This is a genomic window from Lachnospira sp. (assembly GCF_016290755.1).
GTDB classification, from domain to species: Bacteria; Bacillota; Clostridia; order Lachnospirales; family Lachnospiraceae; genus Lachnospira; species Lachnospira multipara.
The window spans coordinates 1-16,064 of record NZ_JAEEVD010000018.1 but is presented as its reverse complement, the minus strand read 5'-3'; the positions used below and the strand labels follow the sequence as shown (position 1 = coordinate 16,064).

13 protein-coding genes, 15 tRNA genes and 1 rRNA gene are annotated in these 16,064 nt (G+C 37.8%); 1 reads left to right on the top strand and 28 read right to left on the bottom strand.

The features are described 5' to 3' along the window. Nucleotides 1-249 precede the first annotated feature (249 nt). The 6 genes from QVA17_RS06205 to QVA17_RS06180 all read right to left on the bottom strand — a co-directional run bounded on the left by QVA17_RS06205 (nt 250) and on the right by QVA17_RS06180 (nt 6,518). Nucleotides 250-1,092, bottom strand: coding sequence for a bifunctional 5,10-methylenetetrahydrofolate dehydrogenase/5,10-methenyltetrahydrofolate cyclohydrolase (locus tag QVA17_RS06205; protein WP_287387099.1), 843 nt, complete (start codon nt 1,090-1,092; stop codon nt 250-252). Nucleotides 1,093-1,101: 9 nt separating this feature from the next. Further along, complete coding sequence (locus tag QVA17_RS06200; RefSeq protein ID WP_287387097.1) at nt 1,102-1,734, bottom strand: cyclodeaminase/cyclohydrolase family protein; 633 nt, start codon at nt 1,732-1,734, stop codon at nt 1,102-1,104. Nucleotides 1,735-1,749: 15 nt separating this feature from the next. After that, nucleotides 1,750-2,622 carry a diaminopimelate epimerase gene (gene dapF / locus QVA17_RS06195; RefSeq protein ID WP_287387095.1) on the bottom strand — a complete coding sequence of 291 codons (873 nt, stop codon included), beginning with the start codon at nt 2,620-2,622 and terminating at the stop codon, nt 1,750-1,752. A 155-nt stretch (nt 2,623-2,777) separates the two neighbouring features. Next, nucleotides 2,778-3,329: an ANTAR domain-containing response regulator gene (locus tag QVA17_RS06190; RefSeq protein ID WP_027431889.1), complete on the bottom strand. Its 552-nt coding sequence runs from the start codon at nt 3,327-3,329 to the stop codon at nt 2,778-2,780. 14 nt (nt 3,330-3,343) lie between these two features. Then, a complete protein-coding gene (glnA, locus tag QVA17_RS06185; RefSeq protein WP_287387092.1) occupies nt 3,344-4,678 on the bottom strand; it encodes a type I glutamate--ammonia ligase in 1,335 nt (444 codons plus the stop codon). Nucleotides 4,679-4,958: 280 nt separating this feature from the next. Further along, nucleotides 4,959-6,518, bottom strand: coding sequence for a right-handed parallel beta-helix repeat-containing protein (locus QVA17_RS06180; protein ID WP_287387090.1), 1,560 nt, complete (start codon nt 6,516-6,518; stop codon nt 4,959-4,961). Nucleotides 6,519-6,840: 322 nt separating this feature from the next. Between QVA17_RS06180 and QVA17_RS06175 the strand changes: the two genes are divergently transcribed. Next, entirely contained in the window at nt 6,841-7,992 is a 1,152-nt protein-coding gene (locus QVA17_RS06175; RefSeq protein ID WP_287387088.1) for an MFS transporter, read from the top strand. A 3-nt stretch (nt 7,993-7,995) separates the two neighbouring features. Here the strand turns inward: QVA17_RS06175 and QVA17_RS06170 are convergent, their stop codons facing one another. The 22 genes from QVA17_RS06170 to QVA17_RS06065 all read right to left on the bottom strand — a co-directional run. Beyond that, a complete protein-coding gene (locus QVA17_RS06170; protein WP_287387086.1) occupies nt 7,996-8,880 on the bottom strand; it encodes an aldose 1-epimerase family protein in 885 nt (294 codons plus the stop codon). A gap of 189 nt (nt 8,881-9,069) precedes the next feature. Further along, nucleotides 9,070-9,151: transfer RNA gene (locus tag QVA17_RS06165), tRNA-Leu, on the bottom strand. Between the two features lie 36 nt (nt 9,152-9,187). Continuing rightward, the gene (locus tag QVA17_RS06160) at nt 9,188-10,576 is read right to left on the bottom strand and encodes a glycosyltransferase (protein ID WP_287387084.1); all 1,389 of its coding nucleotides are present in this window, start codon (nt 10,574-10,576) and stop codon (nt 9,188-9,190) included. 29 nt (nt 10,577-10,605) lie between these two features. Beyond that, a complete protein-coding gene (locus tag QVA17_RS06155; protein WP_027431895.1) occupies nt 10,606-11,439 on the bottom strand; it encodes an Mrp/NBP35 family ATP-binding protein in 834 nt (277 codons plus the stop codon). Between the two features lie 147 nt (nt 11,440-11,586). After that, a tRNA-Lys gene (locus QVA17_RS06150) sits at nt 11,587-11,659 on the bottom strand. A gap of 30 nt (nt 11,660-11,689) precedes the next feature. Beyond that, nucleotides 11,690-11,761, bottom strand: a tRNA-Gln gene (locus QVA17_RS06145). Between the two features lie 109 nt (nt 11,762-11,870). Continuing rightward, nucleotides 11,871-11,944, bottom strand: a tRNA-His gene (locus QVA17_RS06140). 12 nt (nt 11,945-11,956) lie between these two features. Further along, a tRNA-Arg gene (locus QVA17_RS06135) sits at nt 11,957-12,030 on the bottom strand. A gap of 4 nt (nt 12,031-12,034) precedes the next feature. Then, nucleotides 12,035-12,105: transfer RNA gene (locus tag QVA17_RS06130), tRNA-Gly, on the bottom strand. A gap of 18 nt (nt 12,106-12,123) precedes the next feature. Beyond that, nucleotides 12,124-12,198, bottom strand: a tRNA-Pro gene (locus tag QVA17_RS06125). A 223-nt stretch (nt 12,199-12,421) separates the two neighbouring features. Then, the gene (locus tag QVA17_RS06120) at nt 12,422-12,913 is read right to left on the bottom strand and encodes a metallophosphoesterase family protein (RefSeq protein WP_034246276.1); all 492 of its coding nucleotides are present in this window, start codon (nt 12,911-12,913) and stop codon (nt 12,422-12,424) included. Beyond that, nucleotides 12,906-13,493: an XTP/dITP diphosphatase gene (locus QVA17_RS06115; protein ID WP_074522116.1), complete on the bottom strand. Its 588-nt coding sequence runs from the start codon at nt 13,491-13,493 to the stop codon at nt 12,906-12,908. Before QVA17_RS06115 ends, QVA17_RS06120 begins: the two co-directional genes overlap by 8 nt. A gap of 116 nt (nt 13,494-13,609) precedes the next feature. Beyond that, a complete protein-coding gene (locus tag QVA17_RS06110) occupies nt 13,610-14,767 on the bottom strand; it encodes a THUMP domain-containing class I SAM-dependent RNA methyltransferase (RefSeq protein WP_287387080.1) in 1,158 nt (385 codons plus the stop codon). A gap of 268 nt (nt 14,768-15,035) precedes the next feature. Beyond that, a tRNA-Arg gene (locus QVA17_RS06105) sits at nt 15,036-15,109 on the bottom strand. A 29-nt stretch (nt 15,110-15,138) separates the two neighbouring features. Continuing rightward, nucleotides 15,139-15,225: transfer RNA gene (locus QVA17_RS06100), tRNA-Leu, on the bottom strand. Nucleotides 15,226-15,257: 32 nt separating this feature from the next. Beyond that, nucleotides 15,258-15,330: transfer RNA gene (locus QVA17_RS06095), tRNA-Val, on the bottom strand. A 40-nt stretch (nt 15,331-15,370) separates the two neighbouring features. Then, a tRNA-Asp gene (locus QVA17_RS06090) sits at nt 15,371-15,444 on the bottom strand. 33 nt (nt 15,445-15,477) lie between these two features. Further along, nucleotides 15,478-15,551: transfer RNA gene (locus QVA17_RS06085), tRNA-Ile, on the bottom strand. 7 nt (nt 15,552-15,558) lie between these two features. Further along, nucleotides 15,559-15,630: transfer RNA gene (locus QVA17_RS06080), tRNA-Thr, on the bottom strand. Between the two features lie 29 nt (nt 15,631-15,659). Further along, nucleotides 15,660-15,731, bottom strand: a tRNA-Glu gene (locus tag QVA17_RS06075). 39 nt (nt 15,732-15,770) lie between these two features. After that, a tRNA-Asn gene (locus QVA17_RS06070) sits at nt 15,771-15,842 on the bottom strand. A 141-nt stretch (nt 15,843-15,983) separates the two neighbouring features. Beyond that, a 23S ribosomal RNA gene (locus QVA17_RS06065) occupies nt 15,984-16,064 on the bottom strand; the annotation flags it as partial.

The following is a 16,064-nucleotide window of genomic DNA, read 5'->3' as shown; positions in this document are numbered from 1 at the left end:
TCGCGCAAAGCCAATATTTATCCCCATACTAGATATTTTTCACGCAACTATACTAATCATCTATGTACTATATCGGTGTTTTAAATAAAAATCTTTAGAAGAAAACGTAAATTTTTTCAAAAAAATTTTCACACTATTAGATACTATGAATTATTAGCTATTTAATTTTTCACGAATTTTCTTAATATAATTTTAAACTAAAAAAAGGGACTTGTCCACAATGTGAAACAATTCCCTTTTATTAATATATTAGCCTCTTCTTAAGAAAGCACCCTTTAACAAATGCTTTGCAAGTACAGATGTTGTAACTGAACCTACGCCACCTGGCACTGGTGTAAGGATTGAAGCCTTTTCCTTAACCTTATCAAAATCCACATCACCACACAAATTGCCTTCGCTATCCACATTGATACCAACATCAATAACTACAGCGCCATCTTCAACATAGCTTTCATCTACCATACGAGCTACACCCGCTGCTGCCACTAAGACTTCAGCGTCTCTACAAGTCTTTGGCATGTCTACGGTCTTTGTATGAGTCATGGTAATTGTTGCATTTTTCTTAAGCAAAAGCATTGCCACAGGCTTACCAATTACAAGGCTTCTTCCTATAATAGTGACCTTCTTACCATTTAAGTCAACGCCTGCAAAGTCAAGCATCTCAACTACTGCCTCTGCTGTACATGGTGCCATTCCTGTGTCATCTCCTGCAAATACCTTAGCTAGGTTTGCTGGAGAAATACCATCTAAATCCTTCATCTGATTGATCTTATTCTCAATAGCCTTCTCATCTAAATGCTTTGGAAGGGGACGAAGAAGTAAGATGCCATCAATATCTTCGTCTTCATTTATCTTATCAAATTCCTTTTGAAATTCTTCGTTAGTAATTTCATTAGGATAAACAAAAGATGTTACTCTAAAGCCTAACTTATCCATCTTCTTTGTAGCGCCTCTCTCATAAGACATATCATCTGGACGCTCACCAACTCTAATGATTGCAAGGTGTGGGATTGCTCCCTTTAAGCCCTTAACATCTTCTAAAATCTTCTCATTAATAGCATTAGCTACATTAATTCCTCTTAATTCCTGCATAACTATCTCCTAACCCTTAATTGCCTTAACTACTTCTTCAAATGTCTTATCAGCGATTTCTCTTGCTTCCTTTAAATAGCCTTCTGCCTTAGCATCAAGCGACTTAGCAAGTTCTCTATCCTTCATTAACTTAGTGTTAATGAATACATTTAAAGAGGCACCTTCCATTGCTGCCTTACACATGGCAATACCAACACCTGCGTCACTAAGTGCTAGACGAGAGCCAATTACTGCAATTCGCTCAATCATCTTAATGGCCTTTAATATAAGTTCCATCATATCAAGTGGTGCATTTGTCGCAACTAATAGGGCTTCTGCCATGACCTTATCTCTATATTCTATCTCTTCTGGAGTATCTTTCTTAAGACCATAAGCCTTTGATAGAGGTTCGAAGGCTTTAGCATCCTTATCCATACAAAGAAGAAGCTCTTTAGTTAGTGCATCTGCTTCCTTAATAGTCGCTTCTACTTCTTCCTGATACTGGGCATACTTCTTCTTACCATCAGTTAAGGCTAAAACCATGTTTCCAAGGCTCATACCAATAGCTGCCACAAGTCCTGAAGCTCCGCCGCCTCCTGGCACAGAAGCCTTTGAAGATAGCTCCTTTATAAAGTCATTTATTACCATAGTTTGCATTTCCATATTATTATCCCTTTCTTAGACCTCAATTTCTCCAGTAAATACAGTTGTTGCAGGGCCCTGCATAATAATTGTGTTCTCTTCCTTATCCCATGTGATGTTAAGATCACCACCAAGTAAGTGAAGAGTTGCATTACTATCGCATAAACCGTTTAAGTGAGTAGCTACTAAGCTAGCGCAAGCGCCTGTTCCACAAGCAAGTGTCTCGCCTGAACCTCTCTCCCAAACTCTCATATTTAAATTCTTATTATCCACAACCTGAATAAATTCTGTGTTAACCTTTTCTGGGAATGCAGGATGACATTCAAACTTAGGTCCGATTTCTTCAAGAGGGAAATCCTTAATATCAATTGTGTTATCAATATAAACAATGGCATGTGGGTTACCCATAGATACACAAGTTACCTTGTATTCCTTACCATCCACTTCAATTGTCTCATCAATAACTCTCTTATCTTCTCTATTAGAGTAGTTCTTAAGATTAGTAACATCTACAGGAATGTCTGCTGCCTCAAGAATTGGAGCACCCATATCTACCTTAACAAGGCTAACTAATCCCTTCTCGTCCTTAGTAACCTTTAAAATCTTAATTCCTGATAGAGTCTCTACTGTAAACTCATCCTTGTCAGTAAGCTTATTATCGCAAACATACTTTGCCACACATCTAATACCGTTACCACACATCTTGCCCTGTGAACCGTCTGCGTTATACATTTCCATATAAAAATCAGCCTTATCTGACTTCTTTATAAGAATAAGTCCATCTGAACCGATTCCAAAATGTCTATCACTTACCTTAATTGCAATTTCACTAGCGTTCTCAAGCTCAGTCTTTGTGCAATCAACGTAAACGTAATCATTGCCTATACCATGCATTTTTGTAAACTTCATACACTACCTCTTTCTTTTTATGAAAATGTATCTTTTGGCTTTTTGTAAAAAAACGACCTAGAAACATTTTCCTACTACATATCTTGGGTTTAGAAAATGCTAAACCCTAATTATTGTATCAATTAGCCCATACTTTAACAAGCTAAATTCTTTTGCTATTCCTCATATAAACCAATAACCATTCTCGCGGATTCCACCATAGAATTGCCACTGTCCATACTACACTTTTGTATATATCTAAATGCCTCTGGTTCCGACATATTATTTCTTTCCATTAGAAGATGCTTAGCATCATCAATTATTCTTTGTTCCTCAGGTGAACGTTTTGTAGGTGTGCTCCTCTTCTTTTTTCTAGTTCGAATCTGGGACTGTATCATCATCTCAAGTGTTGATACTAGTTCGTTGGCCTTAAGAGGAGTGCCAAGACAGACTATATTATTATCTCTGCATTCTTCCCATCGGTTCTGAGAGGTTACAAGTAGCATCTCAAAACTTTTGGGCTTATATTCGTTTAGGTCTGTATAGACCATATTATCTGATAATTTATAACCACACACTATAATACCGCTAGCAAGGGAGTCCGCCTGGTTTATAACCTGGGCTCCACTAGTTAGGGGCATTGCTACATCAAAGCCCTTTCTGATTAAAAGATTTCTGATGGCTCTTGCTTCTTCCAACTTAGGAAATGCAACTATTATTGTAGCCATATACTCTCCTTTAATTAGTATTTATAAAGGTACTCATCAACTTCCCACTTAGTAACTTGTTCCTTGTAGGCCTTCCATTCTGATAATTTTGCTTCAATATATTTATTAGTGATATGCTCACCTAAAACGCTACAAATAAACTTATCTTCCTTTAAGCACTTAAGGGCTTCGTAAAGATTTTCAGGAAGCTCATCAATGCCTTCCTTAGCTCTTTCTTCTTCTGTCATCTCGTAAAGGTTTCTACCAACCCCCTTTGGAACCTCTAGCTTATTCTTGATTCCATCAAGTCCTGCTGCAAGGCAACAAGCAATTACAAGATATGGATTAGCTGCTGGATCTGGGTTTCTAAGCTCAACTCTTGTGCCGCTTCCATTAACTGCAGGAATTCTAATAAGTGGACTTCTATTAGTTGAAGACCAAGCAATATAAACTGGTGCCTCGTAACCTGGCACTAATCTCTTATAGGAATTAACTATAGGATTTGTAATAGCTGCCATTCCCTTTGCATGCTTTAAAATACCTGCAATAAAGTGATAGGCTTCCTTTGATAAGCCATTAGGATCAGTATCATCTGCAAAAATGTTCTTGCCATCCTTTGTAGCAAGAGACATATTAATATGCATTCCTGAACCATTGATTCCTTCCTGTGGCTTTGGCATAAAGGTTGCATAAAGTCCATGTCTTCTAGCAATTGTCTTAACTGCTAGCTTAAAAGTCATAATAGCATCTGCTGTCTTTAGGGCTTCATCATATTTAAAATCTATCTCGTGCTGAGCTGGAGCTATTTCATGATGTGAGGCCTCAATCTCAAAGCCCATCTCTTCTAGATTAAGTACCATATCTCGTCTAACATTTTCTCCTAAATCTGTAGGACCGATATCAAAATAGCTAGCTCTCTCGTAATTATTAATAATAGGGTTTCCGTCCTCGTCTGTCTGGAAAAGGAAGAATTCAAGCTCAGGACCAACATCAAACTTAAGTCCCATCTCGTCAGCCTCTTTAATTACCTTCTTTAATATGTAACGCACATTTCCCTCAAATGGTGTGCCATCTGGCATATAGACATCACAAATCAAACGGGCAACCTTACCCTGCTGTGGTCTCCATGGGAATATTTCAAATGTGTCATAATCTGGATGTAAAAACATATCCGATTCTTCTATTCTTACAAAGCCTTCTACTGAAGAACCATCAAACATGCATTGATTGTCTAGAGCCTTCTCTAACTGACTTGAGGTGATTGCTACATTTTTCAAAGCACCAAAAATGTCTGTAAACTGCAATCTAATAAATTCAACGTCCTCTTCTTCTACCATTCTAAATATATCTTCTCTGGTATATTTACTCATGTATTCATCCTCCTTTAAAAAGCTTAAATTTTAATACACACATATATTAATATACATCATTTATTCATTTCTTGTATATACTATTTAACTTTCTAAATTTAGGAATTTTCCCCTATCTATGGCTAGTTTGTAAGGTTTGAACGCAGTGTAAGCAATCCCCCGCTTTACAATGTATTGTGGTCCCAAAATAAGAAATGCGCCGCAAGATTTCTCTCACGGCGCCAAAGTAGCATTATAATTCGCTTTTATCTTATTTAACTATAGACAATTATTATGTATCTTAAAATCCGATGCAATTTCCCTTAAGTGTTGCACCATCGATCTTATTCTTACCATTCTTAGATGTACAATCCTGGATAATAGCCTTGCCAAATGTTACTTCATAACCAAGTGCAGATGGCTTGCCCTTTAATGGCCAGTTGTAGTTGCACTTCTTATTAGCTTCTGCGTAGCAATTCTTCATTGTAACAACACCGTTCTGGTTGTTTCTATCAAAACCAGATGCGTAGTTACCGATTGCCTTACAACCTTCAAGGTAGTGATTTAGTGGGTCTAAATGTGCCTTCTGGCCTGGTGTCTTATTATCAACACCACCAAGCTTGAAACCATTACCATCACCATAAATACCATCACAGTAACCGTTGTAGTTAGCCTGGCAATTCTTGAACTGAACTGCACCATGAGCTGCGTAGCAATCCCAACCATCATCTGAATTGTATTCAGCGATACAATTTTCAAAATAGTTACCTTCACCTGAATGAAGCTTTACAGCAAATCCATCAGCGTTCTCACCCTTTGCATCTGCATTGTGATGTGAGTTACAGTTGTAGAACTTGTTGTAAGCACCACCGTTTGATACCTGGAAACCAGCATCATCGTTGTAGCATGTTGTTACATACTTAAATGTATTGTTAGAACCTGTAATATAAATACCATTATCAGCAGCGTTCTTAATTGTTACATTTTCAATTGTACTACCATTACCACTGATTGTAATACCACGACCAGATGAACCTGATGTGCTAGAGAAGTCGATTGTTGCATTATTCTTACCAGAGATGTTAACACCAGCTGGAAGTGTGATTGCACCTGACTTAACTGTACCATCGATAACGATTGTTGTACCCTTCTTAGCGCTCTTAATAGCTGACTCTAAGCTTGTTCCGCCGTTCTTAACAGTTATTGTGCTGCCTGTTGTAGATGAGCTAGAACCTGAGCTTGATGAGCTTGAACCAGATGAGCTAGAAGAACCTGAACTAGATGATCCAGAGCTTGATGAACCTGAGCTTGATGAACCTGAGCTTGATGAACCTGATGCCTGGTCTACCTGAATCTTGTAGATGTTGATTCCGCTGTTCTTAGAATAAAGATAAATGTAACCATCAGCACCTGTATATGTATATGTCTGCTGGCTAGCTGTTGAAGCAGCTGACATTGTGCTTATTGTGTTACCATTAGAATTAGCAACTGTAAGAGTTCTTGTTGAGCTTCCGCTACTTCTAAGAACTACCTTAATTGTGCTGTTCTTTGTTACTGGAACCTTTACAGCACGACCATTCTTATCGCCAGTTCCCCCTAGAGCTAAGCAATATGTATATGCTGTACCGTCTACTGTTGCATTCTCTGCCTTAACAGACATTGTCTTAGAACTTGTTGCAATAAGTGTAAGTCCATCAACTGACACTGTACTCTTAATTGTTCCAAGATTCTTAAATGAACTATTCTTGAAGTTCCATGATGTTGATGCTGCAGAAACATTAGATACCATCAACATTAAGCTTGCTCCTGTAACTAAAACAAGCGCTAAAACAAGTGATAAAAATCTTCTTGCCTTTCTCATATTAATACCTCCCAAAACGCCTTATTAATGCTACTTTAAACCTTCGCTGTTAGTAGTGAACATAGGTTAATTTAACACAAAAATGTTCTGTTTAATAGTCACGAGAATTCACAAAATTTTCACACTTTATTTGTGCAAATAGCATAATTATATGTTTTGTCTATAGGACTTATTCTTCATTTTTATCTTTTATTAATATAGTATAATTATCTATAATAGTATATTATTACTATATGGAACATTTATAGGAATAAAAATAGGGACATGAAATTAGGGGATTCATTTAGATTAGGAAATTCATTTAGATTAGGGGGAATTTTTGATGATTAAAAAACGTGATTTCTTATGGCTAGCCTTCTTTTTAATTATACTTATAAACGGTTTTGAGGCTGGAGGATATCAAGCAAGCTTATTAAATATAGGCAAAGATTACGATCTTTCTAATACATCTAAGGGACTTTTTGCCTCAGTTGAGCTTTTTGCCACTATGCTTGCGCCTTTATTTTTAGGTGCTTGGGCTGATAGAAACAACAAAATCAACTGCCTAAAAATAATCCTTTTTATTCAAATTCTAGCAGCTAGCTTAATCACTTTAATTAATCTTAAAATCGTATTTATAGCTGGAGTTTTCTTTCTTGGCCTTAGTACAAGCGCCCTTCAGTTTATTACTATTGCAGCCCTTGCAGATTCCTATCCCCTATCCTATAACCAAAAAATCGGCTTTTTAACCTCTATGTATGCCCTTGGCGCTTTCATTGCACCTTTAATTGTTAGTGCTTATTTAAAAATTGGACTAAGCTGGAAAACCTTATTCCTTCTTATTGCCCTTGCCTCATTTTTTGCATTTTTAGGACTAATTAAATCTAATAACTACCAAAAGGAAACAGTCGTTAATCAGGATTTAGAAGGGGAAACTAGCGGAAACTTCATTATTTTGGCCATTATATGTCTATGTATTATTATGTGTATCTATGTTGGTTTTGAAAATGGATTCGCTTTCTTTATAGATAGCCTATTTGCCCAGGAATTAAACTCTAACCTAGGCAAATACGCTTTAAGTTTATTCTGGATTATTATGATTCCTGCAAGAGTATTAGTTGGTTACCTTGGAAAATATTCAAAAATAATTTTACTTATCTGTATAATTTCCATTCCAACCATAATTTTACTTATAACCAACTTAATTAACCCTATTGGAATCTTACTTTTGTGCATACCACTAGGCTTTGCATCAGGCGCAATCTATCCTAGTGTCTTAAATATAGCCATGCCGCTAGCTGGCTCAAAAAAGGCCACAGCCACAGGAATGATAACAACTGCCACAGGAATTGGTGGTGTCTGTTTTACAGCCCTTACAGGCTTTGTCGGTGGGCAATATAACCTAAGAATTGCTATTCTGGTTCTTGCTGCATTTTTCCTAATATCACTAATAGCCTTACTAATCTTAATTAGAATTACTAAAAAACTAACTTAATCTCTAATTAAAGCTAACCTTATAGCTGGCATTAAACTCCTGTCCAACTGCGAGTTCATTGCCCCATTCACGCTTAGTTAAGTCTTTATTAAAGCCTTCTTTATCTGTTCTACCATACCAAGGCTCAATACAGATAAATGGAACGTCTTTCTTTGCTGCTGACCATAGGCCAAATACTGGGGCATCAAACTCTACGGTTACGTACTTTCTGCCCTTATAATCAAGAGAAATCTTGCTAGCCTGCTTATTCTCAAGGATTAAAGCATCCTTATCAAAGAAAGTCTTATCAACTTCAAATTCCCTATTCTCATTTAAAGGAAGCTTATATTCCTCATCAACTAATAAGCCATTCTCGCTTAATAACTTATAGCTAATTCCCTTAGCTTCATCTGATATCTTCTCAAAACAAATCTTAACCCCTGCCTGAGATTCCTTTAAATCTGGGCAAACAAAGGCTGGATGACCACCAAGGCTAAAATACATTGTCTTAGTATCCTTATTTACAACCTTAATCTTCTTTGTAACTGCATTTTCACACAAATCATATTCCACATAAAGCTCAAAATCAAAAGGATACTTAGCCTTAGTTTCCTCATCTGACTCTAACTTCATTACAAGCTTCTGATTAGCATTTTCCACAAGTGTAAATTCCTTATCTCTTGCAAAACCGTGCTGAGTCATAGTATAAGTCTTGCCCTCGTAAATGCTTTCATTATCAGCATATTTACCTACAATCGGGAAAAGGATTGGTGCAGTTCTTTTCCAAGCCTCTGGATTAGCCGACCACATATATTCTTCCCCTGTCTTAACAGACTTAACTGATTTAATCTCACAGCCCTTTGAATTAACTGTAAGCTTTAATTCATCATTTTCTATAAAAAACTCCATATTAAACCTCCAATTCAAATCATCTTTTTATTTCCAATGTTCATTGATATGTTTTGACATTGTTTAATTATAAACAAAGTCCTTATTATTTTCAATAAAGCCAATTCTAGATTCTTAAGTCTAACTTCTTAAGTCTAGTTTCTTAAGTAAAATAAAAAAGAGAGCCTTTAAAAGACTCTCTTAAATCCATGCGGATAACAGGAATCGAACCTGCACGGGGTACCCCACTAGAACCTAAATCTAGCGCGTCTGCCAGTTCCGCCATATCCGCGAACATTCAATATATTATCATGTTTTTAAGCGTACGTCAAGTATAAAAAAGCTTTTCTATTATCTTTGCTCTATCTTCCCATGTATGTCCGTTTTTTGCAAAAATATAGGCGCTATTTGCCATTTTAGAAAGCTTTTCCTTATCCTCTAACAAATTCCTTAATTTCACCCCAAAATCCTCTATTAGGCCTAAATCAAAGCCTGATGCCTCATAATCTCTTAAAAGCTCAAGACTATATCTTATGCAGTTCTCCTCCGTTAGAATTTCCTTATCTAAAAATGTGCTGCTATCTGTAAGTAACACTGCCCCATTAAGCATAGATGTAAAAATCCTATCGTGAGCCCCCGCCTTAAACCAAGGCATGACATTTAGGGAAATCTTTGCCTGACTTATGCTATCAAGACACTTCTTCGTATTACCACTGCCAAGCATGTTTAAATTCTCAGGATGCTTTAGCTTCATATACTCAAAGCCCTCCCCCACAACTGTAAGCTTAAAGCCAAGGTCTGTTAGTGTCCTTATCATTAGCTCCCTATAGTGAAAACGCACCGCCAAATCCACATAGGACATGGTCTGCATAGCCTCTCTTATCTCTGCCTCTGTTATGCCCTCTATCTCCTTAATTAAGGCCTCTTGTCCGATTTTTTCAATTGTTTCTTTCGGTTCCTTTATCATTCTCGTAAGGACACTCTCATAAAAGTCTATGTAGTCCTGTCCCATTTTTTCAATAGACTTTTGCAAAATGTATTTCGGAGTGAAGTTGCCTGTAAAGACAATGTCATATTTTCTCTCATCCATGAATAAATAAGGCCTATCCGGCAAAATATCCCTATCTTTATTTAGCTCCATTCCAGCCGTCATAAGAAAGCTAACATTCTTTATTTCAGGATAAAAATGTCGCATATATTCAAAATGATTTTTATCAATATTAATCTGATGATAGTTCTTTGGTAAGTACTTATGATACTTGTGATAGTAAAGTGGGTGATCCACCACCATGTTAATAACCTTAACACGGTAATTATCCCAGATATTAGTTAGCTTAAGAGTTGAAGCTAGCTTCTGGCTGTTTAAGCTGTCCTTACAATCTGCTTGCCCACACGAGGAGTTCCTATCATCTGCTTGTTCTAACGCGTATTTATTACAATCTGCTTGTCCACACTCAGTTTCAGTATTCTTCACCGATTCACTATCAATAAAATACAAGCCTTCTTCCCCAGCAATTCCCTCATGATTAAAAGTAAAGGCTATGAAATCCTCACTTTTATTGGCATCAAAAAATCCCTTTAGCCTAGAGACTTCACTTGCTCCGACCAAAAGATTATACCAAAAGATTTCATAGCCTTTTTCTTCTAAATATCTTGCTATCTCCATTGAAAAATATTCTAGAGTTTCAACTCCACCCATAAACATAATTAATTTCATGCTATCCCCCAAAATCACTAATTACATGCTTATGCTTCTTTAATTGCCTCGAAAATATCATTAAGGGCAGATACATCAATATCTTCTGCTCTACCTGAATCAACCATTGCTGCAACTTCTGGCTTAATTGGAAGCTTTGCAACTGTCTTAATATCAAGATCCTTTGCGATTTCATCGATATGACTTTCACCATAGATGTAATGTTTCTTGCCGCAGTCAGGGCATTCAAAATATGACATATTTTCAACGATACCAAGTACTGGAACTTTCATCATCTTAGCCATCTTAACAGCCTTCTCAACTATCATAGAAACTAGATCCTGAGGAGATGTTACAACTACAATACCTGCAACTGGTAATGTCTGGAAAATTGTAAGTGGAACGTCACCTGTTCCTGGAGGACAGTCCACAAACATTAAGTCAACGTCTTCCCATAAAACCTCTTCCCAGAACTGCTTTACTGCATTAGCAATAACTGGACCTCTCCAAATAACTGGATCTGTCTCATTATCCATTAAAAGGTTAAGAGACATCATCTTAATACCTGTACTTGTAATAGCTGGGTAAATAACTGTACCAGCCTCATCTGTCATAGCTCTATCCTTAACACCAAAAGATCTTGGAATTGAAGGGCCTGTAATATCAGCATCTAAAATAGCTGTGCTTAAGCCAGCCTGTCTTGACTTTACTGAAAGCATAGAAGTAACAAGTGACTTACCAACGCCTCCCTTACCACTAACTACTGCAATTACTTTCTTAACACCATCATAATTATTAGCCTTCTTTGGCTCTTCCTTAACTGGTGGCTTTAAGTCACTAATAGACTTAGCGTTATTTGTTTCATTTCTGTATTCTTCGCTCATCGAGTCTTCCTCCGAAATTTTTTACTCAATTGATATTATACAACATGGATTAGAATAATGGAATTTATATAAATGCAAATTTAAGAAACTTGTCTTTAAAGAAAGGGTAAAAAAAAGCCAGAAGATTAAATCTTCTGGCTTTAATTATGAGTCCAGCGGGGATCGAACCCGCGACACCTAGATTAAAAGTCTAGTGCTCTACCAACTGAGCTATGAACCCAAAGTGATTTCAGGATTATCGCTAATCCAACTGGGCTAGCTGGATTCGAACCAGCGAATGCAGGGATCAAAACCCTGTGCCTTACCGCTTGGCGATAGCCCAATATAACTGAATAATCAGTTTAGTATATATCATCCGCTTCCGCGTATATCGTCAAACTAAATAATCCCCCGAAATAACAAGCGTTATCAAGTCCCTTAAATAAAAAAAGGGTGGGTACAGGGATTCGAACCCTGGACCTTCAGAGCCACAATCTGACGCGCTGACCAGCTGTGCTATACCCACCATAAAAATAAGTGTGCCCGGGGGGATTCGAACCCTCGACCCACGGCTTAGAAGGCCGTTGCTCTATCCAACTGAGCTACGGACACACGAAGCGGGTGATGGGAATCGAACCCACGTATCTAGCTTGGAAGGCTAGTGTTCTACCATTGAACTACACCCGCAGATTATTTAGTTGTAAGTCGGGGTGACAGGATTCGAACCTGCGACCTCTTGATCCCAAATCAAGCGCTCTAGCCAAGCTGAGCCACACCCCGAGGTGTTTGTCTTTGTTGTTGATGTGTCGCAACAACAAGATGTATTTTACATCAGTGAGTTGTTATTGTCAAGTGTTTTTTTTGACTTTTTTCAACTCTTTTTGAGAAACTCGATTACCTTCAAACACTGATGGAATCTATATTCTCAAACTGTTGTAACTATACCAGATGCTTGCCTCCCGGCCGCTTTGTCGTGGCAGTCACAACAGTTATTAACTATACACTATATTTCCTTAATTGTAAAGTCTATTTTGCAATTTTTTTCAAAATCTTCGAATTCCATCATAATATAGGTGCATTTTCTGCTCTCTTGACGAGGATAACTAATACTTCCAGGGTTAATAAAGGTAATATCCTTCTCCTCCTGGATAAGTGGTCTATGAGTATGTCCAAACATGACAATATCTATATCTCTAGCCTTACATTCCTCTCTTAGAGTCTGCAAATCAAGAGAAACATAATAATAGTGTCCATGTGTAAGTAAAATCTTTTTGCCAGCAATAGTAATTTCCTGTTCTGCAGGCATATTAGAACTAAAATCGTTATTTCCTGGCACCATGATAGTCTCACAGCCTGCCATAGCCTCTATAACGTCCTCTTCGCCTTCAAAATCCCCTAAATGTATCAACTTATCGATTTGACCCTCGTTATGAAGCGCCTGGGCTAAATTAGCCTCTTTACGATGAGTATCACTTACAATCATAATTCTATGCATAATTCTTAAGCTCCTCTTTAATTAGTGCTAATGCCTTACCTCTGTGACTGATCTTGTTCTTCTCCTCTGGGCTTAGAGAAGCTGATGTCTTACCATATTCTGGTAAAAATACGATTGGATCATAACCAAATCCATTCTCCCCTGATATTTCCTTAGCTAAAAGGCCTTCCATTGTGCCTCTCTTTACTAATTCTCTACCGTCTGGGAAAACTACTGCAATGGCGCATACGAAACGGCATGATCTATCCTGTCCTTCAACGCCCTCTAACTTCTCAATTAAAGCCTTATTTTTAATGTCATAACTTGTGTCATGACCCATAAATCTTGCTGAATATACTCCTGGAGCCTTATCTAAATAGTCAATTTCAAGTCCAGAGTCATCTGCCATTGTCATCTTTCCTGTAATCTTAGCAATAGCTCTTGCCTTTATAAGTGCGTTTTCTTCAAATGTAGTTCCATTTTCCTCAACATCCACATCAATTCCGGCATCTTTAAGTGAAACGATGTCGTAGTCGCATAGAATCTGCTTTACTTCTTTTACCTTATCTTTGTTGTTAGAAGCTAATATAATTTCTGACATTTTTGCCTCCCCTAATTTATTTTGAGCGCAATTTATTATTTGCGGTTGCACTCAGAAAGATATTTATTTTTTGTACTCGTCAGATAGATGATATAAGTATTGTAAATATGCTCATACTATAGTTGTTTATCTGTCTTTTTTGGTGGCTTTGGTCCGATATATGAATAAAAATATGTCTTTAACATGCCGTTATAGATTTTTCTATTCTTATCTGCCTTCTTGCCATAATATTTCTGCGCATCCTCGTAAGATGTGATCATGTAAACTGACCAAGTATCGAGTAATGCTGCCTGACGTCCAAAATCAGAGTAAATCTTAGGAAGTGTCTCCTTATCCTCTAATCGCTCGCCATAAGGTGGATTAGTGATGATAAAGCCGTACTTCTTGTGGTGGCTTAACTCCTCCACGCCTCGATTTTGAAAATGTATCAAATGATCAACGCCAGCTCTTTTAGCGTTGATTCTCGCCTTCTTAATTACCTCTTCATCAATGTCATAAGCCTGAATTTCAGTCTCAACATCTAATTCTTCAAGGTCTCTTGCCTCTTCTCTAGCATCCTTCCAAAGGGACTTATCAATGAAGTTAGTCCACTTCTCAGCCTGGAAATTTCTCTCTACGCCGGGAGCAATATTAGCCGCCATCATAGCTGCTTCTATTGCAAATGTACCACTACCGCAGAATGGATCAACTAAAATTCTATCCTTCTTCCATGGAGTTAACATAATTAACGCAGCTGCAAGTGTCTCTGAAATAGGAGCTTTACCAGCTACCGGACGATAACCTCTTTTATGAAGAGAAACGCCTGTTGTATCTAATGCAAGTGTTACCATATCCTTCATAATTGTTACTCTAATTGGATAGCTCTCGCCATCTTCATCAAACCAATTAACGCTATATTTGTCCTTTAAACGGTCTACAATAGCCTTTTTAACAATGGACTGAATATCTGAGCTACTAAAGAGCTTACTGTTAACTGAATTAGCCTTTGTTACCCAGAATTTACCATTCTTAGGAATAAACTCTTCCCATGGTAATTCCTTTGTCTGATCAAATAATTCTGTAAATGTAGTAGCCTTAAACTGGCCTACCTTAAGAAGAATTCTCTCAGTTGTTCTAAGATTAATATTAGCTCTAGCAATAGCTTCAGCATCGCCAATAAAGGTTACCTTACCATCTTCAACCTGTGAGATGTCATAACCTAAATCGTATATTTCTCTTTTTAATACCGCCTCCAGTCCAAAGTGACATGGCGCAATCAATTCAAATGTATTCATAACTTACTCCAAAATATTTCTTAGTGAATTATACATATACACTGTGCTTTTATTTTTAAATGCACATACACTTATATTAATTCCTATGGAATTCAATGTCAATTTTACTAAAGTCCAATGCTAGATTATCTGGATTTTACTAACATGTATAATCATGCTAATAGCTCTAGGTCTTAACCAGTTTATGTTTGGAATTAGTATTAAAATGTAAGAATTTGTATAATTCATGATAATAAAAAAACCTTGCAAAGAAAGTTTGCAAGGTCAATGTACGTGACAAGATTCGAACTCGCGACCTTCTGGTCCGTAGCCAGACGCTCTATCCAGCTGAGCTACACGTACATATAAAGTAAACATCAAAGATGTTTAAGTGCCGGCAACGGGAATCGAACCCGTATGGGAGTATAAGTCCCGCAGGATTTTAAGTCCTGTGCGTCTGCCAGTTCCGCCACACCGGCATGTGTGGTTTTTAGCCCTTTTAAGACTTAAATGGGGCCTACAGGGCTCGAACCTGTGACCCTCTGCTTGTAAGGCAGATGCTCTCCCAGCTGAGCTAAGACCCCATATGTAAACATTGTTTACTTTACAATATTAAATTGTAAACGACCCGGATGGGGTTCGAACCCACGACCTCCGCCGTGACAGGGCGGCGCTCTAACCAGCTGAGCCACCAGGCCATAATAATTTTTTAAAAAAACGAGTAGAACAAATGGACCTTCGGGGACTCGAACCCAGGACCGACCGGTTATGAGCCGGTTGCTCTAACCAACTGAGCTAAAGGTCCAAATAAGAGCCGACAGTCGGAGTCGAACCAACAACCTGCTGATTACAAATCAGCTGCTCTGCCATTGAGCCATGTCGGCATGAAAATCTACGCATTTGCTCTACTCTATGACGCCAAGGGGATTTGAACCCCTGATACCACCGTGAAAGGGTGGTGTCTTAACCGCTTGACCATGGCGCCTTATTTGTATTCATACAAATAGTGATATTCCTATCACAGCTCCCCGAGTAGGGCTCGAACCTACAACAACTCGGTTAACAGCCGAGTGCTCTACCATTGAGCTATCGAGGAATATTATCTTATCGATAATGCCTGAAAGATTTGCTCTTTCAAAACTGCACATTAAATATATCATCCGTTTGATTATCCTTAAAGAATAACCCTCGTATTGTTCAGTGATTTCTCACTCTCTATCCAAACCTTAACCTTTACTTGGTTAAGCCCTCGACCTATTAGTACAAATCAGCTCCACATGTCACCACGCTTCCACCTTTTGCCTATCAACCTCGTCGT